Source organism: Janthinobacterium aquaticum, assembly GCF_009208565.1.
In the GTDB taxonomy this organism is placed as follows: domain Bacteria; phylum Pseudomonadota; class Gammaproteobacteria; order Burkholderiales; family Burkholderiaceae_D; genus Janthinobacterium.
The window spans coordinates 37,514-52,124 of sequence record NZ_WFLK01000022.1; the positions used below are offsets into that span (position 1 = coordinate 37,514).

At 61.1% G+C, this 14,611-nt stretch carries 15 protein-coding genes; 10 read left to right on the forward strand and 5 right to left on the reverse strand.

Features of this window, described 5'->3' with window-relative positions:
- Window positions 1-34 precede the first annotated feature (34 nt).
- Window positions 35-328 carry a DnaJ domain-containing protein gene (locus GCM43_RS24890; RefSeq protein WP_094445626.1) on the reverse strand — a complete coding sequence of 98 codons (294 nt, stop codon included), beginning with the start codon at window positions 326-328 and terminating at the stop codon, window positions 35-37.
- 162 nt (window positions 329-490) lie between these two features.
- On the opposite strand from GCM43_RS24890, the gene GCM43_RS24895 reads away from it, so the two are divergent.
- From GCM43_RS24895 to GCM43_RS26335, 3 genes are all read left to right on the forward strand, one after another.
- Window positions 491-2,263 (forward strand): glutamine--tRNA ligase/YqeY domain fusion protein, encoded by a 1,773-nt coding sequence (locus GCM43_RS24895; protein WP_152248563.1) that lies wholly within the window; start codon window positions 491-493, stop codon window positions 2,261-2,263.
- A gap of 218 nt (window positions 2,264-2,481) precedes the next feature.
- Window positions 2,482-4,311 carry a sensor histidine kinase gene (locus tag GCM43_RS24900; protein WP_152248564.1) on the forward strand — a complete coding sequence of 610 codons (1,830 nt, stop codon included), beginning with the start codon at window positions 2,482-2,484 and terminating at the stop codon, window positions 4,309-4,311.
- Between the two features lie 190 nt (window positions 4,312-4,501).
- Window positions 4,502-5,314, forward strand: coding sequence for a glycine-rich domain-containing protein (locus GCM43_RS26335; RefSeq protein WP_226929657.1), 813 nt, complete (start codon window positions 4,502-4,504; stop codon window positions 5,312-5,314).
- 100 nt (window positions 5,315-5,414) lie between these two features.
- Here the strand turns inward: GCM43_RS26335 and GCM43_RS24910 are convergent, their stop codons facing one another.
- The 3 genes from GCM43_RS24910 to GCM43_RS24920 all read right to left on the reverse strand — a co-directional run bounded on the left by GCM43_RS24910 (window position 5,415) and on the right by GCM43_RS24920 (window position 7,310).
- Window positions 5,415-5,654, reverse strand: a complete 240-nt coding sequence (locus tag GCM43_RS24910; protein WP_152248565.1) for a hypothetical protein — start codon at window positions 5,652-5,654, stop codon at window positions 5,415-5,417.
- A 422-nt stretch (window positions 5,655-6,076) separates the two neighbouring features.
- The gene (locus GCM43_RS24915) at window positions 6,077-6,346 is read right to left on the reverse strand and encodes a hypothetical protein (RefSeq protein WP_193315739.1); all 270 of its coding nucleotides are present in this window, start codon (window positions 6,344-6,346) and stop codon (window positions 6,077-6,079) included.
- Between the two features lie 61 nt (window positions 6,347-6,407).
- Window positions 6,408-7,310: an NAD-binding protein gene (locus GCM43_RS24920; RefSeq protein WP_152248566.1), complete on the reverse strand. Its 903-nt coding sequence runs from the start codon at window positions 7,308-7,310 to the stop codon at window positions 6,408-6,410.
- 12 nt (window positions 7,311-7,322) lie between these two features.
- Here GCM43_RS24920 and GCM43_RS24925 point away from each other — a divergent pair, with 12 nt between their 5' ends.
- The 5 genes from GCM43_RS24925 to GCM43_RS24945 all read left to right on the forward strand — a co-directional run bounded on the left by GCM43_RS24925 (window position 7,323) and on the right by GCM43_RS24945 (window position 12,115).
- Window positions 7,323-8,348 carry a CDP-6-deoxy-delta-3,4-glucoseen reductase gene (locus tag GCM43_RS24925; RefSeq protein ID WP_152248567.1) on the forward strand — a complete coding sequence of 342 codons (1,026 nt, stop codon included), beginning with the start codon at window positions 7,323-7,325 and terminating at the stop codon, window positions 8,346-8,348.
- Window positions 8,349-8,412: 64 nt separating this feature from the next.
- Window positions 8,413-9,678 carry an MFS transporter gene (locus tag GCM43_RS24930; protein WP_152248568.1) on the forward strand — a complete coding sequence of 422 codons (1,266 nt, stop codon included), beginning with the start codon at window positions 8,413-8,415 and terminating at the stop codon, window positions 9,676-9,678.
- Between the two features lie 32 nt (window positions 9,679-9,710).
- On the forward strand, window positions 9,711-10,376 hold the full coding sequence (locus GCM43_RS24935) for a DUF1345 domain-containing protein (RefSeq protein WP_152248569.1): 666 nt from the start codon (window positions 9,711-9,713) through the stop codon (window positions 10,374-10,376).
- 171 nt (window positions 10,377-10,547) lie between these two features.
- Complete coding sequence (locus tag GCM43_RS24940; protein ID WP_152248570.1) at window positions 10,548-10,925, forward strand: HPF/RaiA family ribosome-associated protein; 378 nt, start codon at window positions 10,548-10,550, stop codon at window positions 10,923-10,925.
- A gap of 215 nt (window positions 10,926-11,140) precedes the next feature.
- On the forward strand, window positions 11,141-12,115 hold the full coding sequence (locus tag GCM43_RS24945; RefSeq protein ID WP_152248571.1) for a GGDEF domain-containing protein: 975 nt from the start codon (window positions 11,141-11,143) through the stop codon (window positions 12,113-12,115).
- A gap of 14 nt (window positions 12,116-12,129) precedes the next feature.
- Here the strand turns inward: GCM43_RS24945 and GCM43_RS24950 are convergent, their stop codons facing one another.
- On the reverse strand, window positions 12,130-12,696 hold the full coding sequence (locus tag GCM43_RS24950; RefSeq protein ID WP_226929658.1) for a DUF5610 domain-containing protein: 567 nt from the start codon (window positions 12,694-12,696) through the stop codon (window positions 12,130-12,132).
- Between GCM43_RS24950 and GCM43_RS26440 the strand changes: the two genes are divergently transcribed.
- Both GCM43_RS26440 and sbcB read left to right on the forward strand, forming a co-directional pair.
- Window positions 12,686-12,808 (forward strand): hypothetical protein, encoded by a 123-nt coding sequence (locus GCM43_RS26440; protein WP_264372680.1) that lies wholly within the window; start codon window positions 12,686-12,688, stop codon window positions 12,806-12,808. The genes GCM43_RS24950 and GCM43_RS26440 overlap by 11 nt on opposite strands.
- Before the next feature lie 73 nt (window positions 12,809-12,881).
- Window positions 12,882-14,330, forward strand: a complete 1,449-nt coding sequence (gene sbcB, locus GCM43_RS24955) for an exodeoxyribonuclease I (RefSeq protein ID WP_152248572.1) — start codon at window positions 12,882-12,884, stop codon at window positions 14,328-14,330.
- The last annotated feature ends 281 nt before the right edge of the window (window positions 14,331-14,611 follow it).

Consider the following 14,611-nt stretch of genomic DNA (forward strand, 5'->3'; position numbering starts at 1 on the left):
GACGGCGCCGTTGTTGTTGTTTTTCAGTGCGGTGTCAGTCGGCCGGCAGCACCGTGCCGTGCAGGCGGAACACGCCGCTCCACAGGGCGTAGGCTTCCGCTTCCGGATCGATGATGATGCGGTGGTTGACGCTCTGGTCGTACTCGGCGCGCTTGGCCGGGTCGGCCAGGATTTCATAGGCCTTGGTCACGCTCTTGAAGCGCGCCTCGGCGCCGGGCGCCTGGTTGCGGTCGGGATGAAAGCGCATCGCCAGCGAGCGGTAAACCTTCTTGATCTCGTCGTCACTGGCATTGGGCGCGACACCGAGGACGTTATATAAATTTTCCATACGAAGCTCCGGGGTCACGGTTTCTTTTTAAACAAAGGCGAATTATCCTATAGAACGGCCGCCAAGTCGCTTGCAGGCTTCAATATAGGGGCGAATCGCCACCAACCAAGTGCGTGCGGTACGGTAAAATGCCTTTTACTGTCACTCTTCCAGCATTGATCAATGAGCAACGATAAACATCCTGCCACAGCCGCGCCGGCGCTGGCGCCCAATTTCTTGCGTAACATCATCGAAGCCGACCTGGCATCCGGCGCCCATGTGCGCCCGGGCCTGCCACAGGTGATTACCCGTTTTCCGCCCGAGCCGAACGGCTACCTGCACGTTGGCCACGCCAAGTCGATCTGCGTCAACTTCGGCCTGGCGCGCGACTACCAGGGCCAGTGCAACCTGCGCTTTGACGATACCAATCCGGCCAAGGAAGAGCAGGAATACGTCGACACCATCATGGACAGCGTGAAATGGCTGGGCTTTGACTGGGAAAGCAAAACCGCCAACGGCGAACAGAATAATCTGCACTACGCCAGTGATTACTTCGACCAGCTCTACGAGATGGCCGAATACCTGATCACGGCCGGCTACGCCTATGTCGACAGCCAGAGCGCCGAGGAAATGGCCGCCAACCGCGGCAACTTCGGCCAGGCCGGCAAGAATTCGCCTTACCGCGACCGTCCGCGCGAAGAATCGCTGGCGCTGTTCCGCGCCATGAAGGCCGGCCAGTTCAAGGACGGCGAGCATATTCTGCGCGCGAAAATCAGCGAAGACGCCATGAGTTCGCCGAACATGAACCTGCGCGATCCGGCCATCTACCGTATCCGCCATGCGCACCATCACCGCACGGGCGACGCCTGGTGCATCTATCCGATGTACGACTACACGCATCCGATTTCGGACGCGCTGGAAAACATCACCCATTCGATCTGCACGCTGGAATTCCAGGATCACCGCCCGTTCTACGACTGGCTGCTTGACACCTTGTCCGCCGGTGGCTTCTTTGCCCGTCCGGTGCCGCATCAGTACGAATTCTCGCGCCTGAACCTGACCTATATCGTCACCAGCAAGCGCAAGCTTCGCCAGATGGTCGAAGAAGGCATCGTTGACGGCTGGGACGATCCACGCATGCCAACTTTGGTGGGCATGCGCCGCCGCGGCTATACGCCGGAAGCGATCCAGCTGATGGCCGAGCGTACCGGCGTGACCAAGTCCGACGGCTGGATCGACTACAGCGTGCTTGAAGGCTGTCTGCGCGAAGACCTGGACCCAAAAGCACCACGCTCGGTAGCCGTGCTGCGTCCGTTGAAACTGATTATCGACAACTTCCCCGAAGGCGAAAGCGTCGAGTGCACGGCGCCCGTGCATCCGCACTTCCCCGAGCGCGGCCTGCGCACCTTCCCGATCTCGCGCGAGCTGTGGATCGAGGAAGACGACTTCATGGAAGTGCCAAACAAGGGCTACTTCCGCCTGTATCCGCCGGCCGGCGACAAGCCGGGCAGCCGCGTGCGCCTGCGCTACGGTTATGTAGTCGAGTGCACCGGTTTCGACAAGGATGAAAACGGCAAGGTCATCGCCGTCCATTGCACCTACTTCCCGGACAGCAAATCGGGCACCGAAGGCAGCGCCAACTACAAGGTCAAGGGCAATATGCACTGGGTCAGCGCGCCGACCGCGATTGCCGCCGAAGTGCGTCTGTACGACCGCCTGTTTACCGATCCGCAGCCGGATGCCGGCGGCAAGGACTTCAAGCTGGCGCTCAATCCGCTGGCCAAGGAAGTGGTACAGGCCTGGCTGGAGCCGGGCGCCGAGAACGCCGTGGCCGAGCAGCGCTTCCAGTTCGAGCGCCACGGCTATTTCGTTGCCGACCGCGTCGACAGCACCCCAGGCAAGCCGGTGTTCAACCGTATCGTCACGCTGAAAGACAGCTGGCAGCCAGCCAAGTAATTGGCGCCAGTTTGATGCATCACAAAAAAACCGCTGCGGCGGTTTTTTTTCGTTGTTTCAACGAAAGTTATTTGCAGCTAGGAAATATTGCTGGTTGACTATAATGACGCCTATTTGTATAGTAGCTTGATACTAATCATTGCATTTTCGATAGCTTTAGCATTTTACCGGGCTGCCCGTACCGGGTAGCGTCCGATTCCTTTTTGATGCGGATAGCCATGGCTGCTTTGCCCGGCGAGACCCAGCGCTTGCATCAGAAGCGCCCGTTGTGGCTGCTCAGCAGCGTTCTGTCGCTGTGTATCGGGCTGCTGTGCTATATGGTCGCCTCGCGTTCGGTCGAAGCCGAGGCCGACGCGCTGTTCAGCAACCTGGCCGACAGCACGCGCCAGAATATCGCCAACCATATCAAGTCCTACACCGATCTGCTGCGCGGCGCGGCCAGCCTGTTTCGCGCCAGCGACGAAGTAAGCCGCAAGCAATTCCAGCGCTATGTGCAGCACCTGAATTTGCAACAAAACTTTCCGGGCGTGATGAATCTCAACTACGCCCAGGCTGTCAGCGAAACACAGCGCCCGGCATTCGAAGCGGCCATGCGACAACGTTATCCGGCCGGCAGCGATGGCTACCCGGCCTTTGCCATCGATCCACCGCTCTCGCCAGGCGCGCGCTCCGAGTACGCGGTATTGGTGTATATCGAGCCGATTGCCAGCGCGCCGGAAAAGTTCGGCCACGATATCGCCATCCGTCCTGCCGTCGCCGCCGCCCTCGCCCATGCGCGCGACAGCAACACCATCTGCAATTCCGGCCTGGCCGTGCCCATGCCGGGCCGGCCGCAACTGACGGGCATGTCCGTGCGCCTGCCGGTCTACCGCAACGACCTGCCGACAGGCACCGTGCAGCAGCGGCGCGACGCCTTTCTGGGTACGGTGGGCATCGGCTTCGACCTGGCGCTGATGGCGCGCAGCGTGCTGGCAGAAATGCCGATAAACAATGTCCGCCTGACCTTGTTTGATATTGGCACCCTCTCCCGCCAGCCACTGCAGCTACCCAGGGACGCCAGCCCCTTGTTTGACAGCGTCCCCGGTGGCGCCAAAGCGCCGTGGTGGCAGCCTGCACAATCGAACCGCCACCTGTCGAGCACCATGCTGATCGATTACAACGGGCGCGTCTGGCAAGCGCTGTTCAGCGTGCGCAAAAGCGACCTGTACACGCGACTCGATCTGTTCCTGCCCTGGCTGGCGCTGCTGGTCGGCTTTGGCGTGAGCATGCTGCTCTACACCCTGTTTCACACGCTGTCGTCATCGCGCTGGCGGGCGGTGGACATGGCCAACGCCATGACCGAGGAATTGCGCGCCAGCCAGTTGCGCCTGCAGTCGTCGCACCAGAAGCTGCGCCGCCTGGCCGCCCATGCCGATCACATCAAGGAAGAGGAGCGCAAACGCATCGCGCGCGAGATCCACGACGACCTGGGCCAGAACCTGCTGGCGCTGCGCATCGATACCGACATGCTGGCCTCGCGCACCGAACACAGCCATCCGCGCCTGCACGCGCGCGCACGCGCCACGCTGGCGCAGATCGACACCACCATCAGAAGCGTGCGCCAGATTATCAACGACCTGCGCCCCACCGTGCTCGACCTGGGCCTCAATGCCGCCGTCGAATGGCAGGCCGCGCAGTTCCGCCAGCGTACCAGCATCGCCTGCGTGGTGTCGGAAAACCATGACGACATCGAACTGAGCGACCAGTGCGCCACGGCGCTGTTTCGCATCCTGCAGGAGTCGCTCAGCAATATTTCACAGCATGCCAACGCCACCGGCGTCCATATTGAGCTGGAAAAGTCGCGCGACAGCATCGCGCTTACCGTCAGCGACAACGGCGTGGGCGCCGCCATCGAAGGGCGCAACCAGCCGGGCTCGTTCGGCCTGGTCGGCATCGAAGAGCGCATCAAGCTGCTGGGCGGCACTTTCCATATCGACAGCAGCCCTGGCGCCGGCATGCGCGTGCATGTCAGCGTGCCGCTGGCGGCCGACGCCAGCCGTTACGCCTGAAGCCTGCTCAAGTGAACTGAACTGACAAAGTCGGTTACAGCCGGACACAGCTTGTCTATTGACGAATAAGATGCAATATTGATGCACATCAATTCCAGTTCACAGGAGCTTGTCACCAGCCAGCAGCCAGCCTTCTTCCCAGCCTCTACCAGCGTAGTTTTTTCCAGTCACATTTTCTCTAAGGATAGTCATGGATACGAACGTGCGTTTCAAAGCAATCGATGAATTGGACCTCGACGCCATCAAGGTCAAGCTGATGCACCAGGAGTCGGGCGAAGGATGGAGCCTGGAAAAGGCCAATGCGGTGGAATTCGAATATCGGCGCTTCCTGATCCTGATGAAGCAGTTTCCCCAGGAGGAAACGGCACCGCTGATGGATGTCGATACCTTCTGGCACTATCACATTCTCGACACCATGAAGTACGCGCAGGATTGCCAGCAGATTTTCGGCTACTTCCTGCACCATTTCCCCTATCTGGGCCTGCGCGGCGAGGACGACGAGGCGGCGCACCAGCGCGTGGGCGAGCGCATGAAGCAGCTGTATGAACAGACGTTTGGCGAAGATTATCTGCGTCCGGGCCGCGGCGAGGCCGCCGCCTTTTCGGGACAGGTGGCGCAGGCAGGCCAGACGGCGTTTTCCGGCATGGTTGCCCAGACAGCGTTTTCGGGACAAGTGGCCAAGACAGCCTTCTCGGGCCAGGTAGCGACAGCGTTCTCGGGCCAGGTCGCCAAAACGGCGTTTTCGGGCCAGGTGGCCAAGGTCGCGTTTTCCGGCCAGGTCGCCAAACAGGTCGCCTTCTCGGGCCAGGTGCCGCAGGTCGCGTTTTCGGGAATGGTCGCGCAGAAAGCGCAGGGGGCTGACACAGCGTTTTCGGGCCAGGTGCCGCAGGTGGCGTTTTCAGGCATGGTATCGCAGCCGGTGCCGATGGCCTCTTCCTTGCCGGAAGGCAGCATCAAGCAGCTGTATGCTTCGCGTCCGTCCTTGCCTGGCCAGACCAGCTGAACGTGGCGGAAAGGCAGCTCAAGGCGATGCAGGCTACCGCACGCGGCAAGCCGGGTAAAACCAGAATGGCAGCTCTCAGTTTGCCATCTGTCGCTGACTCTTAGGCAGCCATCATTTCGCGCAGTTCGCGGATGCTGAAATCGCTGATTTCATGCATGCGGATCAGGATCGTGGCGCCGATCGGCAAGGTGTTGTGACGAATCTTGCTGATGACAGGCGGCGCCACTTCCAGCGCGCGCGACAGGGCTGCATCGTTTTTCAGTTGCAGCTTGTCGATAATGGCGTCCAGGACGCGGTTCGGGTTGTAAGTTGGCAGCGAGGTAATCTGTTTGAGAGACATAATCAAAAATCCGTACTAAAGGCAATATTACAAATAAGGTCAAAGCTGACGTGTTTGCAATAAAGCAGGGTAGACACACTAAAAAGCGCCATTGCTTATGCGGCCTTTTAGCCTAAAAGCAATATAATACACTTTATTGTTAGCTTTTGCTTAACTTGAAGCAAATTTGTGACAATTGAAGAGAATTTTCGCACTTGGAATGTGCTAAAGGATAACTCAAAATGCCAAAGTTTGCTGCATGCCATACGATTTGCTGCAGTGGCGGGGTATGGGAGAAAGATCACGGCGAGTGCGTGACAAAGCGAAGCATGCAGCCGAAGCATGCAGGAAGTTTGATTGTTGCTTAATCACAACAACATATCAGCAGGAATGGCGATGCCGGCGCGTTGCCAGCATCGTCGGATCGACAAATCAGCGAGCAGTTACTTCTTCTGCTTGGCGCGCTGCTGCTGGCGCTGCTGCTGTTTTTCCTGGGTCTGGACGCGGTTCTGCTTTTGCTGATACAGCGTCACCGCATCTTTCTTCGCCTGCTCGAGGTTGCGCATCGCTTCGTTGGCGTCGTGCGGTACGAAAAATTCCGCATCCTGCGCCGCCACCACCAGCTTGATCGCGCCCGCGTCGTCGAGGTCGTACAGTTCGGTCAGCAAGGTCGTGACCTCGTCCAGATATGCTTCGTAGCTCAGGCTGCTCATAGTAAATCCTTGAATAAATGCAAAAACCAAAGGCGTATTTTAACTGATGCGCACGGTTTCTTTATTTGTTTGCAAGGCGCGGCAAGGCATCCGTCACACGCGCATAACGCAGGCGCACGCCCAGTTCGCGCTTGAGGCGCGTGTTATCCATGCGCCGCGATTCGGACATAAATGACAGCAGCATCGGCGTGACCACCTGCGCCAGTTCGCTGCGCGGCAGGCGCGGCGCGCGCGGCAGGCCGAACGCATCGGCCACGGCGTCGAAATAATCGGCCATTTTCATGTCGCTGTCGTCAACCGCGTGATAGATGCGTCCGGGCCGCGCACGCCACAGGGCGCGCTCGACAATACGCGCCAGGTCGTCGGCATGGATATGGTTGGTATGCACATCGTCTTCGCGCACCAGCGCCGGCGTGCCTTCGCGCAGGCGCTTCAAGGGCAGGCGGTCGTCGGCATAGATGCCGGGCACGCGCAGGATCGCCAGGCGCGAGGGACGGCGCACGCCCCAGTCGCGCAGCACGGCTTCGGCATCGAGACGGCGCCAGGCGCGCGCATTGGACGGCGCTGCGGTGCGCGTTTCGAGCACGTGCGCGCCGCCGCAATCGCCATACACGCCGCTGGTACTGACATACACCAGGCGCGCCTGCTCGGGTAAAATGGCGGCCAGACGCCGCGTGCGCAAATCGCGCTGCCCTGACGGCTGCGGCGGCGCCAGATGCACGATCCACGGCGCCAGGCCGGCCAGCCGGCGCAGGCTGGCACGGTCGTCGAGGTCGGCCACGATGGGCACGGCGCCGGCGGCGCGCAATTCGGCGCAGCGCCCCGGCTGGCTGGTGACGGCAAACACGCGAAAGCGCGCACCCAGCAGCGGCAGCAGCCGCATGCCGACATCGCCACAGCCGATAATTAACAGGCGCGGCCGGCCGGCCCGCTTGCGCAATGATTGATTTAAACTGTTTTTCATCTCAAGGATTGTATGACTTTTCAAGTGACTGTCCAGCCCAGCGGCCATCAATTCAGCTGCGAGGCGGACGAAACCATTCTGTCGGCGGCGATCCGCGCCGGCGTCGGCCTGCCTTACGGCTGCAAGAACGGCGCCTGCGGCTCCTGCAAGGGCAAGGTTGTTTCCGGTAGCGTACAGCACAAGGCGCACCAGCAGCGCGCCCTGCCGCCAGAGGAAGAAGCGGCCGGCTATTCGCTGTTCTGCTGCGCCACCGCCAGCACCGACCTGGTGATCGAGGCGCGCGAGGTGGCCGGCAGCAGCGACTATCCGATCAAGAAAATGCCGTCGCGCGTGACGACGCTGGAAAAAGTCGCACCCGATGTCATGGTGCTGACGCTGCAATTGCCGGCCAGCGAGCGCCTGCGCTACCGCGCCGGCCAGTATATCGAGTTTCTGCTGCGCGACGGCAAGCGCCGCTCCTACAGCATGGCCAGTGCGCCCGAAGACGGCGGCCCGGTCACGCTGCATATCCGCCACCTGCCCGGCGGCCTGTTTACCGACCAGGTATTTACCACCATGAAAGAGCGCGACATCCTGCGCTTCGAAGGTCCGCTGGGCACCTTTTTCCTGCGCGACGATTCCGACAAGCCGGTGGTGCTGCTCGCCTCGGGCACCGGCTTTGCGCCGCTCAAGGCTATCGTCGAACACATGATCAGCGAAAAATCCACGCGCCCGATCACCCTGTACTGGGGCGGGCGCCGTCCGCACGACCTGTATATGGATGGGCTGTGCCGCCAGTGGGCAGCCGACCTGCCGCAGTTCAGCTATGTGCCGGTGATTTCGAATGCGCTGCCGGAAGACCAGTGGCAGGGCCGCAGCGGCTTCGTGCATCAGGCAGTAATGGCCGACCTGCCCGACCTGTCGCAGCACCAGGTCTATGCCTGCGGCGCGCCGGTGATGGTCGACTCGGCCAAACGCGATTTCGTCGCCCAATGCGGCCTGCCGGACGAAGAATTCTACGCCGACGCCTTTACCACCGAGGCCGACCTGGCAAAATAATGCCGCCCGGGCGCAGGGCGGCGCGGCCGCCCGGCCCGCTCCCCTGCTCCTCTAAAAGGTATTCATGTCACTCGCATCATCGGGCAATGGCTTCGCTGTCCTGCGCCACCGCAATTTCGCCTTTTACCTGTCGGCGCGCGTGCTCGGCACGCTGGCCGTGCAGATGCAAAGCGTAGCCATCGGCTGGCAGGTCTACCAGATTACCGGCAGCCTGTTCGACCTGGGCCTGATCGGGCTGGCGCAGTTTGCGCCGTTCCTGGTGCTGATCCTGCCGGCCGGCCATATCGCCGACCGCTATAACCGCCGCAATATCATCGCCTGGTGCCTGACGGCGCAGCTGGCGTGCGCGCTGGCGCTACTGGCCTTTACCCTGTCCGGCCTGTCTGTGGTGTGGCCGGTGTTTGCCGTGCTGGTGCTGTTTGGCAGCGCACGCGCCTTCATGATGCCGGCCACCCAGGCGGTGCTGGTCAATATGGTGCCCAAGGAAAGCTTCAGCCGCGCGCTGGCCCTGAGTTCATCGAGTTCGCACGTGGCCATTATCCTGGGCCCGACGTTGGGCGGCCTGCTGTATATTTTCGGCCCGAAAGCGGTCTACCTGATTTCTTCGTCGCTGCTGGTGCTGTCGGTGATCCTGATGCGCGCCACCACGCCGGCACCGCAGATCGTCAACCGCGAACCGGCCAGCTGGCATACGCTGCTCGAAGGACTGCGCTTCGTGTGGTCGCGCCCGATCATGCTGGGCGCCATTTCGCTCGACCTGTTTGCCGTGCTGTTCGGCGGCGCCACCGCGCTGCTGCCGGCGCTGGCGCACGACGTGCTCCATGTCGGTCCGACCGGCCTGGGCCTGCTGCGCACTGCGCCCGGCATGGGTGCGGCGCTGTGTTCGATCCTGCTGGCCTTTCATCCGATTACGCGGCGCGTCGGCGCCTGGATGTTCGGCGGCGTAGCCGTGTTTGGCCTGGGCACCATCGTGCTCGGTTCGACCTCGACCTTTGCCGTGGCGCTGGTGGCGCTGGTGCTGATGGGCGCTGGCGATATGGTCAGCGTGTATATCCGCCACCTGCTGGTGCAGTATGAAACGCCGGATGAAATCCGCGGGCGCGTCAGCGCCGTCAATTCGGTCTTTATCGGCGCCTCGAACGAACTGGGCGAATTTGAATCGGGCGTGACGGCCGGCTGGTTCGGACTGGTGCGCGCGGTGCTGTTTGGCGGCGCCGCCACGCTGGCCGTGACCGGTATCTGGGCGGTGCTGTTCCCGGTGCTGTCGCGCATGGACCGCTTTCCGCACCATGATGCGGAACTGGCCGCCGCCAGCAGCAAAAAAGCATAAGATAGCCGGACCAACAGCCTCGACTGCACGCCATGCCTATCTCGTTTCCGTTTCACCGCTTTATTCGCAGCCGCCCCCACCTGAGCATGTCGATCGCGATCGGCGTGGCGGCCGGCTTTGTGCTGCCCTCGTCGTGGGCCAGCATGACACGCATCCTGACGGCGTGGGATATTGCCGTGTGGCTGTACCTGATCACCATGGCGGCAATGATGCTGCGCGCCAGCCCGCACAAGGTCAAGACCATGGCGGCGCGCCAGGACGAGCGCGCCGCCATGGTGCTGCTGGGCCTGTCGATTGCCTCGGTGATGAGCCTGGCGGCCATCGTCTCGCAGCTTTCCTTTATCAAGGACATGAGCGCCGACCAGCGCAGCTTGCATTACTGCCTGACCATCCTGACCCTGCTCGGCTCATGGTTCCTGGTCGGCACCCTGTTCTGCTACCACTATGCACACCTGTACTACCGCGCTCCGGCCGACTGCCGGCCGCTGAAGTTCCCGGACGACCAGCAGCAGCCCGACTACTGGGATTTCCTGTATTTCTCGTTCACCATCAGCGTGGCGGCGCAAACCTCGGACGTGACGGTACAGACGCGCAAGATGCGCCGCCTGGTGCTGGGGCAGTCGGTGCTGTGCTTCCTGTTCAACCTGGTGGTGCTGGGCCTGTCGATCAATATCGCTGCCGGCCTGATCAACAATTAGGAAAATTGACCTGGCGGCGGTATTAAGCTTCGCTTAATCGTGTTGGCCTCTTGAAAATGCCGGAACTGGAGTAAGATAGTTTCCATGCATGAAGCACTTCATGCAGTGAGGCAGGAACCAGGCCGTCACACGCCTGTGTGGGTTTTTTACGAAATTGACAGGAGATAGCATATGCAAATCAATATCCAAACCGACAGCACCATCGCCAACAACGCTGGACTGACCGACCATGTGCAATCCGTACTTGAAAACGCGCTGAGCCGCTTCCGCGACAATCTGACGCGCATCGAAGTCCATCTGAGCGACACCAACGGCCCGAAAGGCGGCGCAGACGATATCCGTTGCGTGATGGAAGCGCGTGTTGCAGGCTACCAACCTATCGCCGTCACTGAACAGAACGCTACCGTGCACCAGTCGATCAGCGGTGCCACCGACAAGCTCAAGCGTGCGCTCGACAGCGCCCTGGGCAAACTGCATGACAACAAGCGCCACGCCAGCGTCAAGAATGCCGTGATCGCCGATGCCGACGCGGAAACCGCCGCCGAATAATTCCCGGCCATATTACTAGTGAGATAGGCAGCCGTTCAAGGCTGCCTTTTGCGTTTACAGCCTGTCAATCATGCTCAGATAACAAGGAAATAATTATCGTATTTCTCACATAAAATGACTACCGGCAAGCCACCGGCATGACGGTACAGCCTGCTTTACGCTATCATGAAGGCAACAGCACCCATGGCGCGGGGCTGGCCTTATGAAAGTGAATTGTGGAAAAGATCGGCAATTTCAACGCTTCAGGTTGCAGTATCGGCGATCTCCAGTTATTTCGCGACGGCGCCAGCGAACGTACCACCGCCCTGCTTGCGCATTGCCCGGTGATACGGCTGGAAGCGGGCGAGGCGCTGGTTGAGGCTGGCGGCGCCAGCGCGTCGAGCCTGTATATCGTACTGCGTGGCGCGCTGGCGGTGGCGGCCGATATCCATACCGGCATGGATGACGGCACGGTCAGCAAGGTGTTGCCCGGCGAAAGCGTGGGCGAACAATCGGTGCTCGATGAAGCGAGCAACCTGGCGGCCATGTCGGCACTGGAAGAAACCGACCTGCTGGTGATCGATTCAAAGCTGGTGTGGGAGCTGATCGAACAATCGAACGGCCTGGCGCGCAACCTGCTGCGGCTGCTGTCGTTTCGCATACGCGCCGCCAACGCCATGCTGCGCCGGCGCCAGAAACTGGGCGAATTCTATCGCCAGCTGTCGATGGTCGACAGCCTGACCGGTCTGTACAACCGCGCCTGGCTCAATGACCTGTTGCCCAATATGATTACCACGGCGCATGAAAGCGCCGCGCCGCTGTCGCTGGTGATGATCGATCTCGACCACTTCAAGCGCTTCAACGACACGCATGGCCACCAGGCCGGCGACCAGGCGCTGCGCGTTGCCGCCCAGGTGCTGGGCGCAGCCTTGCGGCCGACCGATTTTGCCGCGCGTTACGGCGGCGAAGAACTGATGGTGATCCTGCCCGACACGCCGCACAACATGGCGCTGATGGTGGCCGAACGCCTGTGCGAACGCCTGCAGCAGGCCATCGTGTTCAACGACATGCGCAGCGCGCTGCCACATGTGACCGGCTCGTTCGGCGTGGCCAGCCTGGCCGGTGGCCAGGACGATCAGGCCCTGATCGCTGCCGCCGACGCCGCCCTGTACCGCGCCAAGCAAGGCGGACGCAACCGCGTATCGCTCTGATACCTCTAGCGCTCTTACGCTTCGGCTTTCTTGCTGCTGTGCGCCGCTACGAAATCGGCGTAGCCTTTTTGCACCAGCTCATAGGTCTTGTCGATATTGCCGGCGATATCGCCCTGTAGCACATTCAAGCCCTTGAGAATGTCACGCGCCTCGCCAAAGCCCTTTTCCATGCCGCCGGTAATGGTGCCCATGAATTTTTCCAGCGCGGCATCGTTGTCCATGCCGGGATTTTGCTTCTTGAAGGCCTCGAAAAAGCCGGTCGACAACGACACGATGCGCTGCGCCGTCGCTTCGGCGCTGTTGTCCTGCGAGGCCGCATTCTGCACGGCGTCATCGCCAAAGTCGGCCTGCAGCGCTTCGTTGATGCCGGTAATGGCCGACTTGTAGACCAGCGCCAGCGGATCGTTCTGCGAGCTCAGCGAGACATTCAGCGACGACTGCAAAATAGCGGCGTTCAGCTGCAGGCGCGACTTGTCGCGCGCGCTCATCGACGCGCCAGCGCCCTCGGCCTGTTTGGCCTTGCCGTCATTAGCAGCTGCCTCGGCGCCGGTATTTTTTGACGGATTACTGATGGAACTCACGGAACTGGCAGAATTGCTGCCTGACGTGATGGGAATTGCCATGAAATACCCCCTTGAACGGACAATGTATGACACCATGCGCCAGAATGCCGCGCAGTTGAGTACAGCCTGATCCTGATATTATCGGCAGCTTTTTTAAAAACTGAAGCGGCAACCTTGTTTGCTGCGCAACAAATATTTAATTCATGACAAACCAGACATTTCTTTGGCACGACTATGAAACTTTTGGCGTGGTGCCGCGTCGCGACCGCCCCAGCCAGTTTGCGGCCATCCGCACCGACGCCGAGCTGAACGAAATTGGCGAGCCCATCATGCTGTTTTGCCAGCCCGCCAATGATTTCCTGCCCGACCCGCAGTCCTGTCTGATTACCGGCATTACGCCACAGCAATGCCTGGCGCAAGGCGTGCCGGAGCACCAGTTTGCCGCCACCATCGAAGCCGCCTTCTCGGAGCCGGGCACCATCGGCGTGGGCTACAACACCATCCGCTTCGACGATGAAGTCACGCGCTTTCTGTTCTGGCGCAACCTGATCGACCCATATGCACGCGAGTGGAAAAACCACTGCGGCCGCTGGGACCTGCTCGATGTGGTGCGCATGACGCATGCGCTGCGCCCGGAAGGCATCGAATGGCCGAAACGCGAGGACGGCCAGACCAGCTTCAAGCTTGAGCATTTAAGCCGTGCCAACGGCTTGCTGCACGAAGCGGCGCACGATGCGCTGTCGGACGTGCGCGCCACCATTGCGCTGGCACGCCTGATCCGCGAGAAGCAACCCAAGCTGTTTGAGTTCTGCCTGGCGCTGCACCGCAAGGACCGCGTGGCCAGCGAGATCGGCCTGCAGCTGGCGCCGGCCGAGCGCCAGCCCTTCCTGCATGTCTCGGGCATGTTCCCGGCCGAGCGCGGCTGCCTGGGCGTGGTGTTTCCGCTGGCCACGCATCCGACCAATAAGAACGAGATCCTGGTCTGGGACTGCCAGCATGATCCGCGTGAACTGTTTGCGCTGGACGCCGACACCATCCGCACGCGCCTGTTTACACGCGCCGACGCCATGCCCGAAGGCATGACGCGCCTGCCGGTGAAAAGCATCCACTTGAACAAGTCACCCATGCTGGTCGGCAACCTGAAAACGCTGTCGCCGGAGATGGCCGCCAAATGGGGCATCGACCTGGACGCGGCGCGCGCCAACGCGCAATTTGCCGCCACCGCGCCCAATATGGACGCCACCTGGGCCGAGGTGTTCCACCGCCCGCCGGCCGGCACGGCAGTCGACGTCGATGAAGACCTGTACGGCGGCTTTGTCAGCAACGACGACCGGCGCCTGCTCGACAAGCTGCGCAGCGAAGCGCCGGCCAGGCTGGCCACGGCGCGCCCGTCATTTGCCGACGAACGGCTGCAGGAACTGCTGTTCCGCTACCGCGCCCGTAACTTCCCGGACACGTTAAGCGAAGCGGAAAGCCAGCGCTGGGAAGAACACCGCGCCGAACGCCTGTTCGACGGCGCCGGCGGCGCGCGCACCATCGAGAGCCTGTTTACCGACATCGATGCGCTGTCGGAATCGGTTGATGAGCGTGGTGAGGAGATATTGGGTGAGCTGTATGACTACGCCGAAATGGTCGCGCCAATGCGGGAATAAATCCGAGGCAAACCGCACAGAATCGTAGGTTGGATTAGCCGCGCAGCGGCGTAATCCGACAACATTGTTGGCGTCAGCGGTGTTGTCGGATTACGGCCTGCGGCCATGTCCGCTTTGCGCCTTGTCGTGGTGTTGTCGGATTACGGCCCCGCAGGGGCCTAATCCGACCTTGTATTATTCCTCTCATGCGGTTGATGGTGTTGCGAACAACATTAACCGCTGTCAAAATTCTTGGTAGGCATATCAAGACCGGGTAACTGGATGCTGTATCCGCCCTTAGG

Coding starts and splice junctions, on each gene's coding strand:
- GCM43_RS24890 (WP_094445626.1), bottom strand. CDS start 328: ATGGAAAATTTATATAACGTCCTCGGTGTCGCGCCCAATGCCAGTGAC.
- GCM43_RS24895 (WP_152248563.1), top strand. CDS start 491: ATGAGCAACGATAAACATCCTGCCACAGCCGCGCCGGCGCTGGCGCCC.
- GCM43_RS24900 (WP_152248564.1), top strand. CDS start 2,482: ATGGCTGCTTTGCCCGGCGAGACCCAGCGCTTGCATCAGAAGCGCCCG.
- GCM43_RS26335 (WP_226929657.1), top strand. CDS start 4,502: ATGGATACGAACGTGCGTTTCAAAGCAATCGATGAATTGGACCTCGAC.
- GCM43_RS24910 (WP_152248565.1), bottom strand. CDS start 5,654: ATGTCTCTCAAACAGATTACCTCGCTGCCAACTTACAACCCGAACCGC.
- GCM43_RS24915 (WP_193315739.1), bottom strand. CDS start 6,346: ATGAGCAGCCTGAGCTACGAAGCATATCTGGACGAGGTCACGACCTTG.
- GCM43_RS24920 (WP_152248566.1), bottom strand. CDS start 7,310: ATGAAAAACAGTTTAAATCAATCATTGCGCAAGCGGGCCGGCCGGCCG.
- GCM43_RS24925 (WP_152248567.1), top strand. CDS start 7,323: ATGACTTTTCAAGTGACTGTCCAGCCCAGCGGCCATCAATTCAGCTGC.
- GCM43_RS24930 (WP_152248568.1), top strand. CDS start 8,413: ATGTCACTCGCATCATCGGGCAATGGCTTCGCTGTCCTGCGCCACCGC.
- GCM43_RS24935 (WP_152248569.1), top strand. CDS start 9,711: ATGCCTATCTCGTTTCCGTTTCACCGCTTTATTCGCAGCCGCCCCCAC.
- GCM43_RS24940 (WP_152248570.1), top strand. CDS start 10,548: ATGCAAATCAATATCCAAACCGACAGCACCATCGCCAACAACGCTGGA.
- GCM43_RS26440 (WP_264372680.1), top strand. CDS start 12,686: ATGGAACTCACGGAACTGGCAGAATTGCTGCCTGACGTGATGGGAATT.
- sbcB (WP_152248572.1), top strand. CDS start 12,882: ATGACAAACCAGACATTTCTTTGGCACGACTATGAAACTTTTGGCGTG.